At 70.5% G+C, this 23,597-nt stretch carries 20 protein-coding genes; 11 read left to right on the top strand and 9 right to left on the bottom strand.

The window, feature by feature from the left end; translation table 11 throughout:
• Positions 1 to 153: 153 nt before the first annotated feature.
• A complete protein-coding gene (locus tag JM949_RS17815; protein ID WP_203149561.1) occupies positions 154 to 762 on the bottom strand; it encodes a class I SAM-dependent methyltransferase in 609 nt (202 codons plus the stop codon).
• Positions 763 to 1,106: 344 nt separating this feature from the next.
• On the opposite strand from JM949_RS17815, the gene JM949_RS17810 reads away from it, so the two are divergent.
• Positions 1,107 to 1,862, top strand: coding sequence for an SDR family NAD(P)-dependent oxidoreductase (locus tag JM949_RS17810; RefSeq protein ID WP_203149560.1), 756 nt, complete (start codon positions 1,107 to 1,109; stop codon positions 1,860 to 1,862).
• 108 nt (positions 1,863 to 1,970) lie between these two features.
• On the opposite strand, the gene JM949_RS17805 is transcribed toward JM949_RS17810, so the two are convergent.
• A complete protein-coding gene (locus JM949_RS17805) occupies positions 1,971 to 5,168 on the bottom strand; it encodes a S8 family peptidase (protein ID WP_203149559.1) in 3,198 nt (1,065 codons plus the stop codon).
• Between the two features lie 205 nt (positions 5,169 to 5,373).
• Between JM949_RS17805 and JM949_RS17800 the strand changes: the two genes are divergently transcribed.
• The 4 genes from JM949_RS17800 to JM949_RS17785 all read left to right on the top strand — a co-directional run bounded on the left by JM949_RS17800 (position 5,374) and on the right by JM949_RS17785 (position 8,486).
• A complete protein-coding gene (locus JM949_RS17800; RefSeq protein WP_203149558.1) occupies positions 5,374 to 5,874 on the top strand; it encodes a sigma-70 family RNA polymerase sigma factor in 501 nt (166 codons plus the stop codon).
• Entirely contained in the window at positions 5,867 to 6,115 is a 249-nt protein-coding gene (locus JM949_RS17795; RefSeq protein WP_203149557.1) for a hypothetical protein, read from the top strand. Before JM949_RS17800 ends, JM949_RS17795 begins: the two co-directional genes overlap by 8 nt.
• Positions 6,112 to 6,561 carry an RICIN domain-containing protein gene (locus tag JM949_RS17790; RefSeq protein WP_203149556.1) on the top strand — a complete coding sequence of 150 codons (450 nt, stop codon included), beginning with the start codon at positions 6,112 to 6,114 and terminating at the stop codon, positions 6,559 to 6,561. The genes JM949_RS17795 and JM949_RS17790 overlap by 4 nt, the downstream gene beginning before the upstream one ends.
• Before the next feature lie 284 nt (positions 6,562 to 6,845).
• The gene (locus JM949_RS17785; protein ID WP_203149555.1) at positions 6,846 to 8,486 is read left to right on the top strand and encodes a glucuronyl esterase domain-containing protein; all 1,641 of its coding nucleotides are present in this window, start codon (positions 6,846 to 6,848) and stop codon (positions 8,484 to 8,486) included.
• An 84-nt stretch (positions 8,487 to 8,570) separates the two neighbouring features.
• On the opposite strand, the gene JM949_RS17780 is transcribed toward JM949_RS17785, so the two are convergent.
• Positions 8,571 to 11,105 carry a hypothetical protein gene (locus JM949_RS17780; RefSeq protein WP_203149554.1) on the bottom strand — a complete coding sequence of 845 codons (2,535 nt, stop codon included), beginning with the start codon at positions 11,103 to 11,105 and terminating at the stop codon, positions 8,571 to 8,573.
• A 154-nt stretch (positions 11,106 to 11,259) separates the two neighbouring features.
• Positions 11,260 to 11,922 (bottom strand): type 1 periplasmic-binding domain-containing protein, encoded by a 663-nt coding sequence (locus JM949_RS17775; RefSeq protein WP_203149553.1) that lies wholly within the window; start codon positions 11,920 to 11,922, stop codon positions 11,260 to 11,262.
• A gap of 16 nt (positions 11,923 to 11,938) precedes the next feature.
• Between JM949_RS17775 and JM949_RS17770 the strand changes: the two genes are divergently transcribed.
• The 4 genes from JM949_RS17770 (at position 11,939) to JM949_RS17755 (ending at position 16,606) form a co-directional block, all read left to right on the top strand.
• Positions 11,939 to 12,094 (top strand): hypothetical protein, encoded by a 156-nt coding sequence (locus JM949_RS17770; RefSeq protein WP_203149552.1) that lies wholly within the window; start codon positions 11,939 to 11,941, stop codon positions 12,092 to 12,094.
• Positions 12,095 to 12,262: 168 nt separating this feature from the next.
• Positions 12,263 to 13,321, top strand: a complete 1,059-nt coding sequence (locus tag JM949_RS17765) for a HupE/UreJ family protein (RefSeq protein WP_309232205.1) — start codon at positions 12,263 to 12,265, stop codon at positions 13,319 to 13,321.
• A gap of 143 nt (positions 13,322 to 13,464) precedes the next feature.
• The gene (locus JM949_RS17760) at positions 13,465 to 15,444 is read left to right on the top strand and encodes a purple acid phosphatase family protein (RefSeq protein WP_203149550.1); all 1,980 of its coding nucleotides are present in this window, start codon (positions 13,465 to 13,467) and stop codon (positions 15,442 to 15,444) included.
• Positions 15,445 to 15,535: 91 nt separating this feature from the next.
• Positions 15,536 to 16,606, top strand: coding sequence for a WxL protein peptidoglycan domain-containing protein (locus tag JM949_RS17755; protein WP_203149549.1), 1,071 nt, complete (start codon positions 15,536 to 15,538; stop codon positions 16,604 to 16,606).
• On the opposite strand, the gene JM949_RS17750 is transcribed toward JM949_RS17755, so the two are convergent.
• Positions 16,585 to 17,307 carry a YoaK family protein gene (locus JM949_RS17750; RefSeq protein ID WP_203149548.1) on the bottom strand — a complete coding sequence of 241 codons (723 nt, stop codon included), beginning with the start codon at positions 17,305 to 17,307 and terminating at the stop codon, positions 16,585 to 16,587. The two genes, JM949_RS17755 and JM949_RS17750, sit on opposite strands and share 22 nt — an antisense overlap.
• A 204-nt stretch (positions 17,308 to 17,511) precedes the next feature.
• Between JM949_RS17750 and JM949_RS17745 the strand changes: the two genes are divergently transcribed.
• Positions 17,512 to 18,483, top strand: coding sequence for a quinone oxidoreductase family protein (locus JM949_RS17745; RefSeq protein WP_203149547.1), 972 nt, complete (start codon positions 17,512 to 17,514; stop codon positions 18,481 to 18,483).
• A 3-nt stretch (positions 18,484 to 18,486) separates the two neighbouring features.
• On the opposite strand, the gene JM949_RS17740 is transcribed toward JM949_RS17745, so the two are convergent.
• The 4 genes from JM949_RS17740 to JM949_RS17725 all read right to left on the bottom strand — a co-directional run bounded on the left by JM949_RS17740 (position 18,487) and on the right by JM949_RS17725 (position 22,263).
• The gene (locus JM949_RS17740) at positions 18,487 to 19,077 is read right to left on the bottom strand and encodes an HAD family hydrolase (RefSeq protein ID WP_203149546.1); all 591 of its coding nucleotides are present in this window, start codon (positions 19,075 to 19,077) and stop codon (positions 18,487 to 18,489) included.
• A gap of 89 nt (positions 19,078 to 19,166) precedes the next feature.
• Positions 19,167 to 20,372 carry a low temperature requirement protein A gene (locus JM949_RS17735; RefSeq protein ID WP_203149545.1) on the bottom strand — a complete coding sequence of 402 codons (1,206 nt, stop codon included), beginning with the start codon at positions 20,370 to 20,372 and terminating at the stop codon, positions 19,167 to 19,169.
• Positions 20,373 to 20,465: 93 nt separating this feature from the next.
• On the bottom strand, positions 20,466 to 21,524 hold the full coding sequence (gene trpS, locus JM949_RS17730; RefSeq protein WP_203149544.1) for a tryptophan--tRNA ligase: 1,059 nt from the start codon (positions 21,522 to 21,524) through the stop codon (positions 20,466 to 20,468).
• A 268-nt stretch (positions 21,525 to 21,792) separates the two neighbouring features.
• Positions 21,793 to 22,263, bottom strand: coding sequence for a PRC-barrel domain containing protein (locus JM949_RS17725; RefSeq protein WP_203149543.1), 471 nt, complete (start codon positions 22,261 to 22,263; stop codon positions 21,793 to 21,795).
• A 326-nt stretch (positions 22,264 to 22,589) separates the two neighbouring features.
• Here JM949_RS17725 and JM949_RS17720 point away from each other — a divergent pair, with 326 nt between their 5' ends.
• Positions 22,590 to 22,844: an SCO4848 family membrane protein gene (locus JM949_RS17720; protein ID WP_203149542.1), complete on the top strand. Its 255-nt coding sequence runs from the start codon at positions 22,590 to 22,592 to the stop codon at positions 22,842 to 22,844.
• The last annotated feature ends 753 nt before the right edge of the window (positions 22,845 to 23,597 follow it).

Below are 23,597 nucleotides of genomic sequence, written 5' to 3'. Positions count from 1 at the left end.
CAACTGCTCTACCAGGGTCGTTCGCCCAGCTCCAACGGCGTCGACTACGGGCTGCTGCCGTACCGGCCGGGTCTGTTGACCCTGCAACGCTGACCCAACCTGACCCAACCTGACCCAGACGGGCGGGCCCGGCAGCACGCCGGGCCGCCCCTGTCAGGTCTGCGCCGCGATCGGCGTGCCGGTCACGCAGGTGAGCACCTGGCCCTGACCGCGTGTGGCGCTCGATCTGGTGGTGGCGAAACCGTGGCTCGCGAGCAGTAGCTCGGTCGCGGTGAGGTTCGCGGTGGCATGTGCGACGGTGGGCCGCTCACCGAACACGTAGAGCCGGCCTCCCGGTGCCAGCAGGCTTCGGATGCGAGCGACCTGCTGTGCCGCGTCGCCCAACCAGAAGAGGCTGACGTTCACCGCGAAGATTTTGGTGAAACGGTCAGCCGGAAGGTTGGCCGAGTCAAAGCCGACACACCGGATCTCGGCCCTGCCGGCGCTGATGTGGCTGAGGTTCCGCCTGGTCGCGATCCGCACCATCGTCGCGGAGCGGTCGATGGCCACGATTCGTCCGGTGGTGAATTGGCCGGCGACCAGAGAGACAGCCGCTCCCCGACCGCACCCGATCTCCAACACCTGGTCGTCCGGTGCCACGGCCATCGTCTCCACCACCCAGCGCTGCCGGTGGGCGGCCGTCGCCCGGACCGGTGCGTCCGCCGAGGCGGCGGTGCCGGTGCGGGAGGGTCCCGGGTCGCGGGCCGGGAGACCGGACCTCACCATGTCACCCGCCGGTGCCTGTTCTGCTCACGCGTCGATTCCACCCTGTTCGAGGAGTCGGTGCACCGTGTCTTCGGTCACCGTTTCCTGGCTGATGGTCACCACCCGCAGGTGGGCCCCGCACGACCCAGTGGAGTCGGCAATTTTGCCCGCTTCACGCCGAGGCCCACCGGCTGCGCTTTGCGATGCGCCGCCCCATGTGAGCGCCATTACTTTGTCGATCGTTCCAGAAAGCGGCTAGCGTTTCGCCTCGCGAAGCCCTGCGGGTCGCCCGGATCCGGCACCCCGTGTGGATCTTCGGCCGGCCGCGTGGCGGCTTACCAGTCGAGTGGATGTGAGACGAGATGTCTGGACGGTTGAGTTCGAAGGTGTTGGTCGTGACCGGCGGTACGCAGGGCATGGGCCTGGCGTTCGCCCAGCGGGCGGCCACCGAGGGCGCCCGGGTCGTCATCGGGGCCCGGGACCGGGACCGGGGCGAGGACGTGGCCGCGCAGATCAGGAAGGCGGGCGGCAGCGCGCTCTTCGTACCGGCCGACGTGACGGTCGAGGAGGAGATGGCGCGGCTGGTCGACACGGCGGTGTCGGAGTTCGGGCGACTGGACGGCGCGTTCAACAACGCCGGCGGTGGTCCGATGGCCAGCGTGCGCGACACCGACAGCGACGACTGGCACCGATCGCTCGCGCTCAACCTGACCAGCGTCTTCTACGGCCTCAAGTACGAGCTTCCGGCGATCATCGCCTCGGGCGGTGGGGCGATCGTCAACAACGCCTCGGTCTCCGGGGTGCGAGGGGACGCGACGCAGGCCGCCTACAACGCGTCGAAGCACGGCGTCATCGGCCTGACCCGCTCGGCGGCGCTCGATGTGGCGCGCTCCGGTGTGCGGGTCAACGCCCTGGTCACCGGCCTGATCGACACTCCGCTCTGGCAGGGCGTGGTGAGTCGGGCACCGGAGACCGCGGAGCGGTACCTGTCAGTGCAGCCGACCGGACGAGCCGGCACGTCCGAAGAGGTCGCCGCGCTCACCACGTTCCTGTTGAGCGACGAGGCCAGCTTCATCAGCGGGGCGTCCATCGCCATCGACGGTGCCCTCACCGCCTGAGGCACTGAGGCACTGAGGCGGTGAGGCGGTGAGGCACTGAGGCACTGAGGCGGTGCGGGGTGTCCGGGGCGGCGGCTCGACCGGCCGCTGCCCCGGACCACCGGTGCGTCAGGCGATCCGGTACGCCCGCTGGATCGTCTGCGTGACGGTGTTGCCGGCGGTGTCGGTCGCCGTCAGTCGCAACGAGACGAATCCGGCCCGGCGCGGATGGCTGATCAGGGCGATGTTCCGGAGCACCGGCAACGCCACCCACGTCCTACCGTCGTCGAACGAGGCGGACACGCCGAGCGTTCGGTTGGCAGCGGCCTTCGAGCCCGCCTGACCGTCCAGCGCCACCGGGATGGCCATCGTCCGGCCCGCCCGGGCGGCGTTGCTGTCGTCGAGCACCGGCGTCGGCCGGGCGGTCGTCAGCGGCAACCGCTCGGGTGACGTCGTGTGTGCCGAGGTGAAGGTCCAGGCCACCGAGACCGACGTCGCCAGGGTGTCCGGGGCTCCTCGGGTCGCGGTCGCCTCCAGCCGGTAGGTGGCCTCTCCGGCCGGCACCGCGAACTCGGCCCACGGGCTGTCCGAGGTGCCGATCTCTTTGCCGTCGCGCGTCAGCCGCAGTCGCACCGGCTGGTCGTCGCGGGTCGCTGGTCGACCGGCCGCGTCGCCGAAGAGTGGCAGCGCCGCCACCGAGATGGTGTCGCCGTCGCGGCCGGCGTACCCGAGGGGCGACAGGGTCGGGGCGTTGGCCACTGTGGGTCCGAAGGGTGCCACGTTCCAGGCCTGGGTGTACGTCCGGCCGGGGGCGTAGCTGGACTCCTGGGCCGTGAGGTTGTCCCCCTCGATGAAGGTGGCCGTCCAGGCGATCCCACCGTCGGTGTTGTAGTACTCGGTGCCCGTGAACGGCAGGTCGACAGGCGTGGTCGAGCCGATCGGTCCGGCCCCTCCCGGTGCCGACGCGCGGTGGGAACGGGTGGCCGTCGTCGTCGTGGACTGACTCCGGTAGGTCGCCCGGACGGTGGCCAGGTTCCGCGCTGACAACGTCCTGGTCAGGCCGGTGAACATGTCGCCCTGACGGACGTATGCCAGGTCGTAGGTGTAGGGGCTGTTCCGGAAGGTGCCGTCCCGGCCCGGTCGGGCGAGCCCGACACCCAGCGTCGCGGTGAACTCGGGGGCCGCGACCGCGGGCCCGATCCGGCCGAAGAGGACGTCTGCGAGGGCCGCCCCACTGAGCTGGACGCCGGGATAGCGGAAGCCGTCGTCCCAGTTCGCACTCACGTTGATCGAGGTGGGTGCGGCGTCGTGGTGCGGCACGGTCAGCGCGACCGGCCTGGCGCTGCGGGCGTCGACCGCCTCGGTGACCGGACCGCGTACGTCCAGGACCGGCTGCGCGAGCAGGGTCGACGTGTCGCCCTCGTGGATGGTGCTGTAGAGCGCGTAACGACCCTTGGGCAGCCGCAGGGTGCCGCCGCCCGGCGTCGCGGGAAGCGTGCTGAACTCGCCGGTCGCGAGGTTCGCCGCCACTGTCGTGTACTCGGTGGCCGGCTTGCCGTCGCGTCCGGTGTGGTCGAGCCGTACGTCGTAGCTCTCGATTTCGCGGTTCAGCGCGAACGGCGTGCGTACCCGCAGGTCGCCGGCGCCGGTCGCGGTAAGCGCCCCCTGGTAGACGCCGTCCGGGGCGGCCACCCGGGTGTCCACGGTGATCGTCGCCTCGGCGCGGCCACCGGCCGGCACCACAAGCGTGGCCGGGGTGACGGTGAGCATGCCGGCCGGAGCCGGCGCGACGGTAAGCGTCAGGGTGACCGGCGCGGCGCCGGTGTTGCGGTAGCCGACGAGCTGGGTGATCGGGGTGTCGTCGGCGTGCGGCCAGCGCTGGACCGGGAAGTCGATGGCGGAGACGTCGGCGGTGATCGGCTGGGCGACGGCGCGGGCGATGTCGACCCGACCGGCGCCCTGCTCGTAGAGGGTGTCCTCGCCGGTCGGCTTGGCCGCACCCATCAGGGCGGCCTTGAGCTGCGGGCCGGTCCAGTCCGGGTGCTGCCCGGCGAGGATCGCGGCGGTGCCGGCCACGTGCGGAGTCGCCATCGACGTTCCCGACATGGTGGCGTAGTCGCCGCCAGGGGCGGCGGCCACGATGTCGACACCGGGCGCGCTGATCTCCGGCTTGATGTGGTTGTCGCCGACGCGCGGTCCCCGGCTGGAGAAGTAGGCCCGTTGGTCGTCGGAGTCCACCGCGGCAACGGCGAGAGCGTCGTCGGCGGAGGCCGGTGAGGAGACCGACTTCGGCTTCCCCTCGTTCCCGGCCGCCACCACGAAGAGGGTGCCGTACCGGTCGCTCAGCTCCTGCACCGCCGTCTCCAGCGGGTCGAGGCCGGGAGCGTCGGTGCCACCGATGCTCAGGTTGACCACCCGGGCCCGTGGCGCGAGCCACTGCATCCCGGCGACGACGTCGGAGTCCTGGCATTCGGTGGTGGCGCAGACCTTGCCGACGAGCAGCTTCGCCCCCGGCGCCACACCTCGGTACCGGCCGTCGGAGGCGGCGCCGCTGCCGACGATTGTCGACGCCACGTGGGTGCCGTGGCCGACACCGTCGGCGGGGTCGTTGCCGCCGGTGAAGTCCCGCACCTCGGTGAGGTGCCCGGCGAAGTCCGGGTGATCGGCGTCGATCCCGGTGTCCAGCACGCCGACGGTGACGCCGGTGCCGTCGAAACCGGCCTGCCAGGCCGTCGGGGCGCCGATCTGCGGCACGCTGCGATCGAGGGAGACCGCGCGCTTGCCGTCCAGCCAGATGTGGGTGACCCCGCCGGTGAGGCTGCGCGCGGACGTGGTCCCGCGGGTCAGCGCCGCCCAGAGCGTGACCCGGTCGGCCCGGTCGACCCGGACCGCGAGCGCGTGCGCGGCCGGCAGGTCGGCCCGCACCCGCCCGTCACCCCCGATGGTCGCGGTCCGCGCCTGGGCCGCCATGTTCTTGGGGTACGCGACCAGCAGCGGCAACTCCGCTGCCCGGTCGTCGTAACCGAACTCGGCGAGCGTGCTGAGGTCGAACAGCCGCCGGTCGAGCCGCCCGTCCCGCAGCAGGGGCATCGCGTCCACCGGGATGACGTACTGGTGACCCTCCTCGCGGCTGCTCACGAACCGCATGCCGGCCCGTCCCGGCCCTCGCTGGATCTCCGGGCGGCCCTTCGCGTCCAGCGCCACCCGGTCCCCGGTGATCAGGGTGAAGGTGCCGGAAGGCGGAGCCGCCGACTTCTCCCGCGCGGTCGCCGGTGGCGCGCTGAGACCCGCCGCGACAAGCGCGGTCGCGAGTACGCCGGCTGTCATTGCGCGTCGTTGCCGTCGTCGCACATCGTCCTCTCCGCCACGGGCGTCTCCCGGGGCGGCACGATGACGTCTGACCCGGTCGGCAGGTTGATCACCGAGGTGTGACGGTGACCACATTCTTGCCCCGCGCCGACGTGACCTGCTGCCCCGGGCGGGTTGCATGCGGCGGTGACCAGGGGACAGGGCATCGGAGGGCACCGGTCGGATGCGTGATGCCGAGGAGTTCGACGCCCTCTACGCGGCCTGTGCGGGTCGGGTCGTGGGTCACGTGTACGCGCTCACGGGCAACCGTGCCGAGGCCGAGGACGCGGTGGCCGAGGCGTTCATGCGGGCCTGGCAGCGTTGGCGGACGGTCCGGGAGACGGACAGCCCGGAGGCGTGGGTCCGCCGGGTGGCCTCCCGGATCGCGGTGAGCAGCTGGCGCAAGGCACTCAACCGGGTACGCGCCCATCGACGGGCCGCGGTCGACCAGGGCGTGCCCGGACTGAGCGAGGACCACGTCGCCCTGTTGCAGGCGCTGCGGCGACTGAGCGCCAACGAGCGCCGGGCGGTCGTGCTGCACCACCTGAACGATCTGAGCGTCGCGGAGGTGGCAGCCGAGATGCGGGCTCCCGTCGGCACCGTGAAGACGTACCTCGCCCGTGGTCGGAGAGCGATGGCCGGCTTGCTGACCGATGCGCACCAGGAGGAGACCTCGCATGGCTGATCCGCGTGACGACCTCAGCGCGATCGTCGACGAGGTCCGGCGAGTGACCACCCTGCCGGCCGCCCAGACGTTGCGCCAGCGCAGCGACCGGCGTCGACGCCGACGGATCGCTGTCGGCGCGGCGGGGTTGGCCGTGGTGGCCGTTGTCGCTGGCAGCACCCTGGTGCGGGTACGGGCCGACGTCGAGACCCCGGATGTCGGCCGGCGAGCCAGCTCGCACCGTCGGTGGCCCCGCCGGTGACCGCTTCGGCCGGGCCGCAGGACATCCTCGCCGGCACCCGGCAGGTCCGGATCGTGGTGCCGGGCCTGGCCGGGGCCGCGTTGGCGGTCGGCCGTGGCACCGACCAGGTGCGGGCCACCAGCGAGCAGGGCGTCGACGACCGGGCACTGTGGGTTCTCCGCCCGGAGGGCGACAGGTACCGGATCGTTCTGGCGTCGGAGGCCGGTGAGCTCTGCATGACGGTCGTGCACGACGCCGCGCCGGGCAGCGTACGCGGCCGGCCGTGTGATCCGACCGCCTCGACACAGCTCTTCCGGATCGATCGGGTCGCCGACGGCAGCTACTCGCTCTTCCAGGGCAAGCGTTACGTCCAGGTGGTCGACGGCAGCAACGCGCTGGTTCCGGACCTGCCGGAGGGGCTGACCACCACGTACGAGTTCGAGGACCAGGGGCCCGCGCCGCGCTGAGCGTCGGGTCGGCTGGCCAACTGAGCGCACGGTCGAAAGTTTCGAGCCCAGGCCAGCGGGCGTACCGACCTGCCGGCACCCATGCTCGGCGTTCCGGCGCATCTCGGACGCGGGTCTCGCTGCCCCTGGTCAGCTTGACGAGTGGTAACGGTGAGCACCGAAACTTTCGGAAAGGCATTGACAGTTCAGCGGACTCGAAGCCAGGCTTGGCGTGGCTGGCATTCGTGATTGTCGATCACGTTTCGTTCCTTCCCTCCACCACCATGCCCGGAAGGAGAGCCCTGATGATCATTCGCTGTAGGACCCGTTCGGTGGTCGTCGCGCTGGCGGTGGCCGCGCTCACGGTCGCCGGATCGGTATCAGTGACCACGAGAACGACCGCACAGGCCGCCGCAGGCGTCCTGGCCGCCGCCGCAGTCGAGGACGAGGGCGCCGACTGCGCAGTGTCCGGTCTGCCCGACCTGGCCTCGCTGCCCACCAACGCCAAGCTTCCCGACCCGTTCAGGAAGCTCAACGGTCAGACCATCACCTCCACGTCCGACTGGCGCTGCCGCCGGGCGGAGATCAGGGAGTTGGCGGAGAAGTTCGTCTACGGCGACAAGCCCGCGAAGCCCGCGACCGTCACCGGGACTGTCTCCAACAGCAATATCTCAGTGAACGTGTCGCACAACGGCAGGAGTTCGAGCTTCTCGGCGCGGGTCGAGCTGCCGAGCGGCACCGGCCCGTTCCCGGCCGTCGTGGTCGTGGGCGGGTTCGGTGCGGACACCGCCACCATCAAGGCCACCGGCGCCGCCGTCATCAGTTACGACCCGCTGGCCGTCGGCCGCGAGGGTACGCCCCGGAACAACAAGCAGGGCGCGTTCTACAGCATCTACGGCTCGTCGAGCAGCACCGGTCTGCTCGCGGCCTGGGGTTGGGGCGTGAGCCGGATCATCGACGTCATCGCGCAGTCCGGCAACGGGATCCTCAAAGCCGATGCGATGGGCGTCACGGGTTGTTCCCGCTACGGCAAGGGCGCCTTCGCGATCGGCGTGTTCGACCAGCGCATCGCGCTGACCATGCCGATCGAGTCGGGCAGTGCGGGCGTTCCGATCTTCCGGGGCATCCCCGGGGAGGGCGCGCAGAGCCTGAGCAGCGCGTACGGGGAGCAGCCGTGGCTCGGTGACGCCTTCGGCTCATTCACCGGCAGCCCGAACCGGTTGCCCGTGGACACGCACGAGATGGTCGCCATGGTGGCACCCCGAGGGCTGTTCATCATGGACAACCCGCACATCGCCAACCTCGGTCCCCGGTCGGCGAGCGTGGCCGCGCTGGGCGGCGCGGAGGTCTATCGGGCGCTCGGCGCCGGCGACAACATCACCTACTGGTCCGACGTCCAGGACGGCAGCCACTGCGCCAACCGCCCCGAGTGGCGTGGCCCGTTGCAGAACAACATCCGGAAGTTCCTGCTGAAGACGGGGAACGAGCCGGGTGTGATCCGGATTTCCAGCAAGGCGCTCGGCCGGCTGGCCGACTGGCGGGACTGGCCGACGCCGGTCCTGTCCGGCGGCCCGACGACGCCTCCGCCGACCACCCCGCCGCCGACGACGCCGCCGCCGACCACCCCGCCGCCGACGACGCCGCCGCCGAGCGGTGGTGGCTGTGCGGCGACGGTGTCGATCAACCAGTGGGCGGGCGGATTCGTCGCCACGGTGCGGGTGACCGCCGGTTCCGCGCCGGTCAACGGCTGGACGACCACCATGACGCTGCCGTCGGGCACGGGCATCACAAGCGTCTGGGGCGCCAGTCGGAGCGGCGACACCGGCACGGTCAGATTCACCAACGTGGCCTACAACGGCTCGATCGCACCTGGTCAGTCGACCGAGTTCGGATATCAGGGCACCGGCACCGCTGGGAGTCTGACCCCCACCTGTTCGGCCGGATAACCATCGGGCCCGGTGCGGAGGCGCTGAGCCTCCGCACCGGGCCCGTCGGGCTATCCGCCGACCCGGGTCGTCACCTGATGATCATCAGGATGGGCGACGCGGATCCGACCACGGTGAGTCCGGGCGCACGATCGGCCGGGGCGGGGGCCGCTTGCCCTTGGTGACGACGGTGGCGGTCGAGGTGGCCGTCGTCGTCGTGTAACGGTCCCGGCTGGCACTCACCTCGACCGTGAGCCGCTGCCCGAGCAGCGCCAGGGGAATCGTGAACGTCGGGTCGTCCGCGTCCTTGATCGCGACGCCGTTCGCCGACCACTGGTACCAGTAGTGCTCCGCGCTGGGCGTCCACTCGCCCGGCAGCACACTGACCGTGGCACCGACCGACACCGTTCCGCTGATGGCGGGTTTCCTGACCGACAGCAGCGGCGGAGGCGGGGCGATGGTGAACGCGTTGGCCAGGACAACCGGCTTGAGTGTTCCGTACGGGTACAGGGTCACGCTGGCCGGACCGGTTGGCGCCAGGCTGAGGTCCACCTCGGCGGTCAGCGTCGTGCGGTCCGCCGAGACCGTCTTCACCCATGCCCGGATCGGCAGCTTGTTCACCGGGGTGACCTCGACCTTGTCCTGCGGGTGCAGCAGGGTGCCGCGGACCGTGATCGTTCGCAGGTCACCCGCGGGCACGGTGCCCGGAGCAGCCGAGGTGACAGTGGTGGCACCGGTGGCGACAGCGAAGCGGTAATCCATGATCGCCGAGGGGAAGCCCTCCTCCCTGACCCGGCGGACCTTCAGGTGGTAGCCGCCTTCGGCCGTCGGCGTCCAGGTCAGCACAGCGGTGCGGTCGGCGCGGGCCGGGATCCGGACGTACGGCTCGTCGTTCATCGAATACTGGTAGCCGACCGTGTCGGGCAGGTAGGAGCTGAAGGTGAAGGTGCCGGTGGCGAGTCGGCCGCTGCCGTTCGCCGGGAAATCGACCGAGGTGACCTGCGGCTCGTCGGTCGTCGTCCAGGCCTCGGCACCCATCTGCGTCTGCACCCCGGCGGCGTTGCGGGCGATGACGCTGACGTAGTTGTGGCCGATCACCATCGTGGTGAAGCTGAACGTGACAGTGCCGTTGCTGGCCGGCTTGAGGACCTGCCTCGAACTGTCGTCGCCGTTGAGCGTCGCCACGTAGTCGACGATGTTCGCCATCCGGCTGCGCGCGGTGAAGGTGGACGAGGTGCCGGCCGCGGTGCTGCCGGTACGGGTCACCGTCGGCAGCGCCCCGTCGACCGAGATGTTCTGCCAGCGCGGCGTGGACAGGGTGCCGTCCGCGCTTCGGCTCTGGATCCGCAGGCCGTCGACGCCGGTCTCGGTGGCGGTCCAGACGAGGTCGGCGCTGCCGTCGGGGCGAGCCGGCACCGTGGTCTTCACGACCGGCCGCTCTTCGAGGCCCGAATACTCCGGCCAGTACAGGTACGCCGCGACCTGCGGTGCGCGCGGAGCGAGGTGGAGGGTGAGCGAGGAACCGATCGTCACCTCGCCACCCGTGTCACCCGTGAGAACCGGGGCGTTGTCCACCGTGAACTCGTAGGCGCGGGGGGCGTGCGCGGTGCCGTCGCGGGTGACGCTGTGGACGTACAGGGTCTGCCGGCCGCCGCGGGTCGGGGCGATCATCGCGGTCGCCCTCCCGCTGGCATCCGCCGGCACGGTGCCCGACGGCCCGCCCTCGTCGATCCGCCAGGCGAAGAACGAGGTGCCGGCCACCGTGGCTCTGAACTCGAACGCGCCGGGTACGCCGACGTTGTAGTCCTGGTTCGGTGTCGACTGCGGGTATGCGGCCGAGAAGACCTCAGGTCGGGTCTCCTTGACATAGAACACGTGGACGGCCCGTTCGGACCTGTTTCCCGCGCGGTCGACCGCATAGACGGTGAGTGAGTGGTGCGAGGCCGCCCGGGGAGTGATCGTGACGACCGCCGGCCCGCCGAGCGCCGTGGCGTCCACACTGGATTCCTGGTACTCGTCGGGCAGCTCGGCCGAGTAGAACCGGTAGCGGTAGCTGACAATGTCGGCCGAGGTCGAGGTCACTGTGAACCTGCCGGGGACACCGATCGCGCCAGTGGCGCTGCCTGGCTCGTTGGCAGGGTATTCGGCGGAGGTGACAGTGGGTGCCGCGCCGCCACTGCGGTCGACAGTGAAGTGGCACGTGCTGCTCCACGGTGACGCGTCAGTCCCGTCGAGGACGCGTACCCGCCAGGCGTACGTGACGCCGTCGAGCTGCCGCGAGTCGTCCTCGAGCTGGACGTGGACCGTGTCGCTTCCCTCGCCCATCTCCTCCAACCACTGCTGCGGATGTGCCGGGTCGGTGACGTCCCACACCTGGAAGTCCGCCCGCAGTCCGCGCCGGTCGGCGCCGTCGTAGCTGCCCTGCAGCGAGACGGCCTGGGCGATGCCGAGGCGCTCCGGGCTCAGGTACGGCCCCGGGGCGGAGCCGGCGCAGGGTTGACCGGCGGTCTTGAGGTCGGTCGGTGCGCTCTCCGCCGCGGTGGCCGTGGCAGAGGTGAGCCCCACCGCCGCGCCACAGACGAGCGTGACGGCGACGCCCAGCGCCGCGATTCGACGGTGAATGCGCGAAGCGGTACGCAAACCCTGCCTCCACTGTGGGTCCCATGATCAATCGGCAAAGGATCGCATGCCGAGTCAGGGGAAGGCATCCCTCGTTTCCGCCTCAAAGATCATCCGATCGGCTGCGGTCACCGGGCATCGGCGCGGGACTGCGGGTCGGGGCGGCCCCCTGCCGTCAGAGCCAGACCACGATCCCGGTCAGGTCGTTGAGGACCGCCGCCACGCCCGCCCGGATGGCTGCCGCGCACCGCTCGGACGTGAAGGTGTCCGGGTCGTACGTCGAGGACATGCCGAGCCCTTCGCCCCGGAACGAAGCCCCGTCCCAGTCGACAGCGGTGACGTTGTGGGTGGGCTCGGCCAGCTCCGCGCCGACCACGAGGAACTTCTCGTCCAGGTGGTTCGGGGTGACCAGCGCGAGCGCGTCGATCAGGTCGTTGCCCGCGCTGACGATGAGGTCCGGTCCCATCTCCATGGCCTTGGCGATGCGGGGAACGGTGTCGTGCGGGTTGTCGACGACGATCGTGCGGAGGTCGACGTGCTCGTCGTCGGCCCACTCCTTGACCGCCGTCACGAGGGCCTTGGTCGGTTTGTCGTCACCGGCGGTGAGCAGGACGACCCGGTAGTCCTCCGGTGGGTGAACGCCTGCCCACGAGCCGGGCCGGGGGGTGATGGTCGCCTCGGGGGCGGGCTTCGCGACGGGGTCGACGAACCCCGGGCCGAGGGTGCCGACGGCGCTGGGCGCGGGACGCGGTTGTGACCAGTCGTCGCCGGAGTCGCAGGCGGCGACCAGCGCGGCGGTCGCGGCCAGCAGGGCGACGGCCCGAAGCGGGGGGCGCAAAGTGATCGTCCTCCGAGTGGTGGCGGAAAGTGCGCGTACTTCTGCGTATTCCTATCTCAATTCCGGTCGCCGCCGCTGCGCGGGCGGTCGTCAGGCGATTTTGTTTCCCGGCGGTTCGTCGGTGTGCGGGCTGCTGTTCACCCGTGCCATGCAACGTGCACTGGCCAACTGAGGGAGTCGAATGTCAGGCCGGATCCGCCGTACCGTTATCGTCGCCGCTGTCGGTTTCGCCGCGGCGGTGGTCCCTTTCCTGGGTGCCGAACCGGCGTCCGCGCACGGCTTCTCGTCAACTGTGTACGCGAAAATCTCGGCGGGAGATGAGGGTCACATTCGCACGGCCGTGGAGCTCGAATACGACCTTCTTGTCGTGTCCGCGGCGGATGCCGGCGACGACGACCCGCTCTTCCGGGTGGGCACCGCCGCATTCGACGCGGGCGACTCCGGTGCCCAGGCCGCGGCGCTGAACAGTCACGCCCCGGCGGTGCTCAGCTACGTCTCCGACCGGTTCTCGGTCGCGTCCGGGGATGCGGCCTGCCGGCCGACCCCTGTGGGAGACGTGACGATCGGCGAGCGCGAGGGCGTGCCGTACGCGGGTCTGCTGCTGGACTGGACCTGCCCCGAGCGGGTCGACGCGCACCAGGTACGCAGCACTCTCTTCCCTGATGGCGAGGGTTACGTCAAGGGCACCAAGACGATCGTCAGCTACCAGATCGACGGGCGCTCGGGCAGTGCGGCACTGGACGCCGCCAACCAGTCGTTCTCGACCGCGCAGGCGTGGTACGAGCGGTTCGGGGAGTTCTTCCTCCTGGGTGCCGAGCACCTGCTGTCCGGGATCGACCACCTGCTGTTCCTGTTGGCGCTCATCGCCGGCTCGCGGCGGCTCCGGGAGATCGTGCTCGCGGCCACCAGCTTCACAGTGGCGCACTCGGTGACGTTCATGCTCGCCGCGCTCGGCCTGGTCGACGTGCCGGGGGCGATCGTGGAGCCGGTCATCGCGTTGTCGATCGCCGTCGTCGCGGGCTGGCACCTGTGGGGAATCTGGCGGCGGGGTACCCACGCGGCCGACCTGGAGACGGCCGGGCACGGCCACCTCAGCCTGGACCGGGCCGGCTGGATCCGCCTCGGCGTGGTGTTCTGCTTCGGCCTCGTGCACGGTCTGGGCTTCGCCGGCGCGTTGGGCATCAACGAGGCCTGGTCGTGGACCCTGCTCTGGTCGCTGCTGGTGTTCAACGTCGGCATCGAGGTCGTTCAGTTGACCATTATCGCGATCGTCTTCCCGCTGCTGATCGTGCTGCGCCGCCGTGCGCCGAAAGCCGGCGTCTGGGCGACCGGGGCGATTTCCGCAGCGGTGTCCGTCATGGGGCTCCTCTGGTTTGTGCAGCGCATTTCCGGGTCGTGAGTAAGGCTAAGTAGCTCGTGAAGTGCAGTCTTTCGCAAGATCACGTTCACGGGTGGTTCATCGGACGGCGAAAGCGTGGATCTGCTTCCCCAGTGTCGGGTGAAGACACATCCATTTCTCTATTTGAAAAGGGAACAATGTCGATGACATTGAGCACCTCGACACGGGCCTCCGGGCTCGTGCGGCGGCGCCTGGTCGCCGGGGTCGCAGCCGGCTTCCTGGGAATGGGCGCGGCCCTCGGTAGTGGCCTGATGGCCACCGCGAGTGCGGCCGAGTCCACCACGATCAGCAGCGTGATCCTCGGCGTCGGCGCCAACGAGGCCCAGCGCATCGTGACCTGGTACTCCTCCGCCGACACCGCGCAGAAGATCCAGCTCGCCCCGACCGCCGAGATCGTCAACGGCGAGTTCCCGGCCAGCGCCGTCAGCTTCGACGCCGTCGGAGCGGCGAACACCTCCACCACCGGCTTCAACCGGCACGCCACGATCAGCAACCTCCGCGAGAACACGGCGTACTCGTACCGGGTCGGCGCCGAGGGCAACTGGTCCCCGGCGTACGCCTTCAAGACGCAGGACTTCGAGGGTGACTACGACTTCCTGTTCTTCGGCGACCCGCAGATCGGCTCGTCCGGCGACCGGCTGAAGGACCAGGCCGGCTGGGAGGACACCCTCAAGGTCGCCACCGCGGCCAACCCGAACGCCGAGCTGCTGGTCTCCGGCGGCGACCACGTCGAGTCCGCCAACGACGAGGGCCAGTGGACCTCGTTCATGGCGCCCGACCAGCTGCGGCAGTACCCCGTCGTGGCCACCATCGGTAACCACGACGTCGGCGGCAAGTCCTACGAGCAGCACCACTTCACCCCGAACACCGACCGCACGGCCCCGTACTACGACAACGGGAACCCGGCCGGCACCAAGTCCGGTGGTGACTACTGGTTCGTCTACAAGGACGTGCTGTTCATCGACATCAACAGCAACAGCTACAAGCTGCCGACCGACGGCAGCAACGCCGGCGACGCCGCGCACGTCGCGTACATCACCGACGTGGTCAACAAGCACGGCTCCGAGGCCAAGTGGAAGGTGCTGGTCTACCACCACTCCATCTACTCGCCGGCCAGCCACTCGACCGACACCGACAACAAGCAGCGGCGGGAAGACTTCACCACCGCCTTCTCGAACCTCGGCATCGACATGGTGTTGCAGGGCCACGACCACAGCTACTCGCGCAGCTACTCCATCAAGAACGGCCAGAAGGAGAACCCGGCCGAGAAGCCGGGTGCTGCCGACGTTTTCCCCGGCCCGGGCGGCGTCATCTACGTGACCGCCAACTCGGCCTCCGGCTCGAAGTACTACGACATCAAGAAGCCGGACGCCACCGGCACCGGCATCCGGGGCAACGGCCCGGACCCGCTGGACCCGAACAAGTTCTGGTACAACTCCGTGCAGAACCAGGAGCACGTCCGCAGCTACATCAAGGTGCAGGTGCGCGGCGACAAGCTGGTCCTGGCGAACGTTCGGAGCGGCACCTGCGCCGCGCCGAACGCGTCGGTCGAGAACGGCTCCTCCTGCGTCAACACCCCGGAGGGTCAGCCGGTCGGCTCGATCGTCGACAACGTGACGGTGCACCCGTTCCACGGTGACGGCCAGGCCATCCAGGTCAACGTGCCGAACCCGGCTCCGGGCGAGTTCGGCTGGACGATCGACGGCTACAACGGCCTGGTCGACCTGGGTACCGCGCAGGAGCGCGACGGCAGCTACTTCCAGGCGAACGGCAAGATCAACCCGATCCTCGTGTCGGACAGCCGTCGCTCGCTCGCCCCGTGGTCGATCTCGGCCAACGTCGGCGACTTCCAGGACGCCGAGAAGACCTTCTCCGGCTCCTACCTGGGCTGGACCCCGTACGTGCTGGACGCCGGCGCGGGTGCCGAGGCCGGTGCGCCGGTCCTGTCGTCCTACGACGACCAGGGCAAGGGCCTCTCGGTCTCCAGCGGCCTCGGTGCGGCCGCGCAGGGTCACCCTCGGGGTGGCGCCAAGCTCGGTGCCGACCTGGATCTGAAGATCCCGGACAGCATCGCGAAGGGCAGCTACCGCACCACCCTCACGATCACTGCGCTGAGCAGCTGACCGAACTGCTCCACCGGGCGGGGTAGGCACCTTCGGGTGCCTGCCCCGCCACCCATTTGACGTCCTTTCAAGATCACCTCAAGGATCCGACATGCAACCGTCCGTAGCGCGCTGGAAGACACTCCTTCGTACCACCGCACTGTCAGTGCTCGTCGCCATCGCGGCCGTCGGTGTCGGTACCGGCCCCGCCGTGGCCGCCGAGGGCAACGTCGCCTGGACGGTCCGGACCGCCTCGAACGGCTACGGCGAGGCCCGGTCCAGTTACAGCTACAACGTCAACCCCGGCGGCGCCGTCGAGGACGCGATGGTCGTGGCCAATCGCGGTCCGGCGCCGCTGACCCTGTCGGTGTACGCCGCCGACGGCTTCACCACCGACGCGGGCCAGCTCGACCTGCTCACCAAGGACAAGAAATCCGTGGCGATCGGCGCCTGGGTGAAGGCGAAGACCGGCAGTGTGGTGATCCAGCCCGGCAAGACCGCTCAGGTCCCGTTCACCGTCAGCGTCCCGGGCAATGCCACGCCCGGGGACTACGTGGGTGGCATCCTCACCGCGCTGACCCAGGCCGACCAGACCGAGGGGATCAACGTCGACCGGCGTCTCGGCATCCGGATCAAGTTGCGGGTGGGTGGGGAGCTGAAGCCGAACCTCGCCATCGAGAATCTGCACGTGCGGTACGCGGGCTCGGTCAACCCGTTCGCCAAGGGCGACGCCACCATCACCTACAAGCTCCACAACGTTGGCAACGCCGCCCTGTCCGGGCAGCAGGCGGTGTCGGTCTCCGGACCGTTCGGCCTGCTCCGGGTGCGAGCTGGGGACATCGCCGCACCGCCGGAGCTGCTGCCCGGTGAGAGCTGGACCGTGACGGTGCCGGTGGTGCACGGCGTGGCGCCCGCCATCTCGCTGGCCGGGACCGCGACCCTGACCCCCCTGCTCACCGACGCCTCGGGCTCCACCACCCCGCTCAAGCCGGTCCAGGCCACCGCGCACGGCTGGGCCCTGCCCTGGACGCTGGTGCTGGTGCTCCTCGTGCTGATCGCCGTGCTCGTCGCGGCGTACCTCTACCGCCGCCGCACCCGGACGCAGCGCAAGGCCCGCGAGGACGCCCGGGTACGGGACGCCGTCGAGCAGGCGCTGCGTGCTCAGGAGCCGAAGACGTCCTGACCGTGGCCCGGGTCGGCGTGCTGTTCGGCGGCGGCCACCGCACGGCGGGTCAGGCCGACGGCGACCGTGATCACGGCGACCACCAGCGCCGCCGCCGGCACCGAGGCCCAGGTCGGCGCCGTACGGAGCACCACCGTGCCGAGGACGGCGCCGACCACCAGCCCCGCCAACCGGCCGACGCCACCCACGTCGGCGAACCGGTGCGGGTCGACGACGCGACGCCGGACCAACTCGGTGAGCGAGCCGGTCAGATAGGTGGTCGAGGCGCCCCGGACGCCGGCGGCCACCGTGATCACGCTCTGGATGCCGCTCGCCCCGGCCGCCGTCCCCAGCAGCACGAGCCCGAAGCCGTACCCGGGACGGGCCGAGCAGGCCGACCAGCCGACCGTGAAGGCGAGCAGCAGCACCGCCTCCACCGAGGTCACCACGGCGGTGGGGCGGTTCCAGCCGGGCGGGGTGTGCCGCAGTGGCACCGTGGCGGCGGCCACCCCCACGGCATAACCACCGACCGCCACCACCGCCCCGGCGATCGAGCGGGCGTCCCCGGTGGCGAGCGCGTGGCCGAAGTGCACCAGGTTGCCGGTGATCACGCTGGCGAAGTACCCGTTCAGCCGGGCCAGGCAGATCACGTCGACGCAGCCGGAGGCCGCGGCCAGCGCCACCAGGAGCCAGGCCGTGGCCCGCGACGACGGAGCGCGCACGGCTTCCCTTCCGCCAGGTCCCGCTGCCGGCGCGCGGTCGCGCCGAACAGACTCCGGGTCAACCGGCCATTCCCGTGCCCGTCCCGGCTACGCCTGCGGGGGCCTGTGGTCGTCCTTGTGGGTGAACGGCGTTCGGTCCGGGGTCGCCCCTGTTGCCGAGCCGGCATGCTGCGACGGTGACGCCGGCATGGAGAGGGAATCCACATGGTTGACCGGGATCTGCCAGAGCGGATGCAGGCCGCGGCCCTGGACGAGTTCGGTGGGCCGGAGGTGATCACCCTGCGGAAGCTGCCGATCCCCCAGGTCGCCGACGACGAGGTGCTGATCAAGGTGTGGTCCGCCGGCGTCGGGGTGTGGGATGCGTACGAGCGCCAGGGTGTGCTGGTGCCGGAGGGCTCAGCTCTGCCGATCGTGCCCGGCTCCGACGGGGCCGGCACCGTCGTCGCGGCCGGCAGCAAGGTGACCGGCCTGGCGGTCGGCGACCTGGTCTACGTCTCCGCCACCACCCGGCCCAAGGGCGGCTGCTACGCCGAGTACGCGGCGGTCCAGGCACAGTACGCGGCGAAGGTGCCCGACGGAGTCGCGGTGGAGCACGCCGGTGCGATGCCCACCGACGCGTTGACCGCGCTGGCCGGGCTCGACGCGCTCAGCCTGGCGGCCGGCGACTGGCTGTTGATCTTTGGTGCCAGCGGGGGCCAGGGCCACCTGGCCGTGCAGCTGGCCAAGCGGCAGGGGCTGAACGTGATCGCCGTGGCCTCCGGCGCGGACGGCGTCGCACTGGTGACCCGGCTCGGCGCCGAAATCTCCCTCGACGGCCACGGCGACCTGACCGACGTGCTCGCCCGGATCCGGGAAGCGGCACCGAACGGGGTGAACGCCATCCTGGCGATGGCTGGCGGCCAGACCCTGGACCGGCTCACCGAGGCGCTCGTCGACGGCGGCGTGGTCGGATTCGCGCACGGCGTGCGACCGGAGCCGGGCGAGCGCCCCGGCGTCGTCGTCCGCGCCTACGACGGCGAATCGAACCCCCGACAGTTGCAGCGCCTCAACGAACTCATCGAGGCCGGGCCGTTCGTGGTGCACGTCGCGGAGACGTTCCCGCTGGGCAAGGTGCGCGAGGCACACCAACGCCTGGAGACGTCCTACGTCGGCAAGCTCCTGCTCACGGTGGCCTGAGAATCAACCGACGCGCTGTTGCGGCACGCGTACCGATGCCATGCCGGCGGCGGTCGCGGCCTGGATGCCGAGGTCGGTGTCCTCGAAGACCAGGCAGGACTCCGGGGGTACGCCGAGCTGCTCCGCCGCGAGCAGGAACGCCTCCGGGTCGGGCTTGGCCCGGGTGTAGTCCTCGGCGCAGACCAGCACGTCGAAGCGGTCCAGCAGGCCGAGCGCGTTCAGGGAGGCGGTGACCGAGGCGCGGGTGCTGCCGGAGACGACGGCGAACGGCACCCGCTGGTGCGCGTCGTGGATGTGCTCCAGCACCTCCGGCACGGCGGCCACCTGCGGCAGCAACTCCTGGTAGTAGCCCTCCCGACGTTCGACGACGGCCGCCACCGGCATGGCCAGACCCTGCTGCTCGTTCAGGGCGACGATGATGTCGGCGGTCGGCCGGCCGCCCCAGGCGTAGAAGAGGTCCTCCGGGAACTCGCAGCCCCACTCCGCAAGGGCCCGCTGCCAGGCCAGATAGTGCAACGGCATCGAGTCGACGATGGTCCCGTCGCAGTCGAAGAGGTACGCGGCGAACTGACCGGAAGGCAGAGGCAGACTCACCGGGGAAGGGTACAGCGGGAGGCCCTCGTGCACTCGGTCGCGACGGCTGCCAACTGGCGGATTTCGCTGGCCGGCCCGCCCGGCCGTGCTCACGAAGGGCGCGGTCGCGCCGAGTGGGGTCCTTCGTCGCGTTGGTCCATCCGCCGCTCGAACCAGGTCACCCCGACCAGGAAGGCGGTCAGCAGGACGAGCGCCGCCAATGGCGGCAGGGACCGGCCGATCGGCAGCAGGACCAGCGGCAGCAGCGCGGCGACGACCTGCTTCGGGTGCACCGCGCGAACGGTCAGCCGACGAAAGGCCAGCCTGCCGAGCAGGTAGAGGGCGGTGCCGCCGTACAGCGCGGTCGCCGCTTCCCAGCCCAGCCGGCCGGGATGCGCCGACTCCTCGGTGAGTCGGGCGATCACCACCTCGAGGCCCAACGCGACGAAGATGGCGCCGATGATCAGCGTGGAGTGCCCGAGGCCGTACGCGTCGCCGGCCACGCTGGCCCGTCGCTCGCCCGGCAGGTTCCGGACGGCCTCCCGGGCGGCGGGCGCCAGCCGATCGAAGTAGAGCCACCACAGGCACACCGTGCTGGTGAGGCCGAGCAGTGCGGCCACCAGGGCGGGGCCGACCGGCGCCATCGCCCGTGGGCCTGCGCCGGCAGAGATCAGGGACTCACCAAGCGCGATGATGAGCACCAGGCCGAACCGCTCGCTGAAGTGGTCCACACTGCGCAGTTGCCACGGCCGGAAGGCGGACGCGATCCGGGCACCGCCGATGTTCAGCAGGAACGCGACCGTCCAGAGCGCCGTTTGGGCGGCACCACCGAGCACCGCGCCGATGATCAGCGGAACCCAGCCCAGCACCACCGGCACGGCGAAGAACCGCAGCGTCGAGCGCAGTGCGGGGTTGCTCGTGCTCGCCCAGTACAGGATCACGAGCTGCACGGTCCGGCCGACCACGTAGGCCAGGGCGAGGGTCAGTGGCGCGTCGAACAGCTCCGGGCCCTGCTGCCACGCGTCCGGCAGCACGAGCGCGGCCACGAAGATCGCCGCCATCGCGACCAGGGTGACCGCGCGGACCGGGCCAACGTCGGGCCGGACCAGGTTCCCCACCCAGATGTACGGCGACCAGGAGTAGAGCAGCAGTAGCAGGAGGAGCAGCCCCTGGGCCAGGGTGAGCGCGCTCGGCGAACCCGCCATGAACGTGATGACCCGAGTGAGTGCGAAGACGAAGACCAGGTCGAAGAAGATCTCGAACGTCGTCGTCCGCTGCGTCATCCCCGCCGGATGAACGTCGACAATCCCCCTCATCCTCGCATTCTGCGCCATATCGCTCGACGGTTCAGCGGGTCTACTCGCCCAGCACCGCCCACCCGGCGTCACCCCGCCGACCGGACGGCCGCCTCAGGTCGAGGCGTCCGTCCGGCGCCGGCTGCGCTCGGCCCGCCGCCGCACCTGCTGGTACGCCCCGGTCAGCCCCATCGCCCGGCGTACCTCGAGCAGGGTCTGGCGCACCTCCTGGCGGGTCCGTTCGGTGCCCTCGACGATCAACCGGTCGACCAGACCCCGATCCGCCTCGATCTCGGCCCGGCGCTGCCGGATCGGCGCCAGGAACGCCTCCAGCGCGATCACCAGCCGTTCCTTGACCTCTACGTCGCCCACCCGCCCGGCCCGGTAACGCCGGGCCAGGTCGCTGACCTCGTCCCGGTCCGGATTGAAAATCTCGTGGTACGCGAAGACCGGGTTGCCCTCCACCGTGCCCGGCACGTCGGCCCGCACCCGGTTCGGGTCGGTGTACATGCCGAGCACCTTGCGACGCACCGTCGCCGGGTCGTCGGAGAGCGCGATCGCGTTGCCCCGGCTCTTGCTCATCTTGGCGGCACCATCGGTGCCCACCAGGCTCGGCGTGTCCGCCGGGATCAACTCGGGCACCGGGAACACGGGACCGTACAGGTGGTTGAACCGTCGGGCGATCTCCCGGGTCACCTCGACATGCGCGGCGTTGTCCCGCCCGACCGGAACCACCTCTCCCTTCACGCAGAGGATGTCCGCGGCCTGGAGCACCGGGTAACCCAGCAGCCCGTACGGCATCTCCTCCTTGCCGGCATCGCGGGCCATGTCCTTGAGTGAGGGCACCCGCTCCAGCCGGGGAACGGTGACCAGGTTCTGCAGGAGGGTGTTGAGGTCGCCGACCTCCGGAATGGCCGACTGGAGGTAGAAGATGGCCCGCTCCGGGTCGATGCCGGCGGCGAGGATGTCGGTCACCATCTCGCGGGCGTTGCCGGAGACCTGGTCGATGTCCTCCCGGCGATTGCGGGTGGTGAGCATGTGCAGGTCGGCGATGATGAAGAAGCTCTCGTAGCCGCGGTGCAGCCGTACCCGGTTGGCGATGCTGCCGACGTAGTGGCCAAGGTGCAGGCGGCCGGTGGGCCGGTCGCCGGTGAGCATTCGTGCGACGGACATGGTGATGCCTCTCGTGATCCGAAGGTGGGGGTGCCCGTGGGCGCGCGCCGAGAGGGTGGTCAGGCCCTCTCGGTCAGCGGGATCGACTCAGCGAGCCGTCCGCCATCGCGCGCCGGCGCGGAACCGCAGACCACCGGCACGGAGGACGTTCAGAAGTTGCTCACGGCCATCGCCGGAGCTGGTCGGGGTCCCGGGCACGGCACCGAGTGGGAGGCCGTCGACGAGGCCGACCGCCTCCGGCGCACTTTTGCCCGTCCGGACCACGGCCTCACATTACCCGGGGGGTGGCACCCGGCGGGGGGACGTGGCTGTCGGCGTAGTAGCTGCCGAGGCGCTCTCGAGACTCCGGGTCGGCCGAACCCGGATCGAACGGCGGCGCGTCCCTGATCTCCTGCCGGGTCCGGTCGATGTGCACGACGCGTTCCTGGTGATCCACCCGGGCTACCGTCCCGGCCGGCAGCAACACCTTCTGGCCGAAGATCCACGGCCCGGTGTCCACCACCAGATAGCCGGCATCCGCCTCGTCGCTGGCCTCGTCGATGGTGCCGATCCCGCCGTCGCTCGCCTCTGCCCGGTAGCCCACCAGGTCGACGGGTGTGCCGGGGCCCGGGGCGTCCGGACCATCGTGGCCGCCCTGCTGGCCGTCCGGCGCGGTGACCGATGGGGTGGCCTGCGTGTACCCGCCAGCGAGGGCGGACGGGTCACGCCAGGCCCAGGGATTGAAGATTGAGGGTTGCACGGGACACCTCCGGGGGGCCAATCCTCAGCTGTCCTCTTTCGCAGTGCCCACCCGGCAGCCCTCAAAACCGATCGATCAGGGTGCCGTCGCCGGGCATCGATGTCGAATGGCCGTGGTCGGCTCGCGTCCGTCGCCGGCGTTCCGCGTCCGTCGGCGAGCCTCTGCCCCGTTGGCGCAGCTCTGCGTTCGTCGGCGAGCCTCTGCCCCGTTGGCGCAGCTCTGCGTTCGTCGGCGCAGCTCTGCGTCCGTCGGCTGCCTCTGGTTCGTCGCCTGCTCCGGGTCCGGCGGCGGCCCGGCGACCAGGTGCGCTGGCATACTCGGCTGCCATGGTGCTGTCGCGAGGGTGGGCTGTCTTCCTGGTCGGAGTCGGCGTCTGGACCTGGGTGATCTGGCCGAGGTTCGCGCTGGCCATCTGGCAGGACCCGCGCTCCTGGACGTCCGGCCGGGTGGCCGAGGGTGCGGCCACCAGCTTTCTGTGGGTGCACGCACTGCTGATCGCCGCGTCCCTGGCGATCGGGACCACCGTCGGTGTGCTCGGCGTCCGGGCCTGGTTCGCCGCCCGCCGCCGGCCGGCGTCCTGACCCTTGTTTCCACTGCCTGGGCGGCTATGCGTCGGGCCTTCCGGCGGCCGCCGGGTGAGGGGAAGCGCTGTCTCGTCCCCCGCCGGGTCGCCTCGGCATCGCCGATTTCGTGGTGAACCGGCCCGGTCATGACCGCCCGCTCGCGACTCCGCTTTGAGCCATCACCGCACGGGGTGGGCCTGAGCTGGGGAAACGCGTAGGAGCCGCGAATGTGACGCGCGCCGCTACCCACGGATTTGACGATCAAACCCGCGGACGCGTAACTTTCTCTCTGCCAGCGCGGAACGGGGCAAACGGGACGAAGGTCCTGGAGCACCGAGACGGGGTGGCAGCCGGGTCAGACGGGGGTTCGCTCCCGTAGGACGCGGTCCGGGCGGGGCTCGCCGGATCGGCCGCGAGGCGGATTTGGTGCGGCGCAGCCGACCGGGTAAGGTTCACGAACGGCAGGGCACCGGGCGAGACTGTGGTTCACCGCAGCGGCCGGCCTGCCAAATCCGACGACCTGACGCAGCGCTTCGCTGCTGCGTGAGTGCGTCGGCGCTGACCCGTACGAAGCATGACAGACCGGGACACACGGTTTGACACGGCAGAGACGGTGAGGTAACGTAGTAAAAGTGCCCGGCGCGAGAGCGGCGGGGACGCGGTACGGAAATACCCCGGTTGGGGTTCCGCTGTGGTGGGGCTTCTGGTCGGTGTGTGGTTGTTCTTTGAGAACTCAACAGGGTGCTTGTAAAGCCAGTGCCAATTATGATT

Source organism: Micromonospora tarensis (genome assembly GCF_016803395.1).
GTDB classification, from domain to species: domain Bacteria; phylum Actinomycetota; class Actinomycetes; order Mycobacteriales; family Micromonosporaceae; genus Micromonospora; species Micromonospora tarensis.
This window is presented reverse-complemented; position numbering and strand designations above follow the sequence as displayed.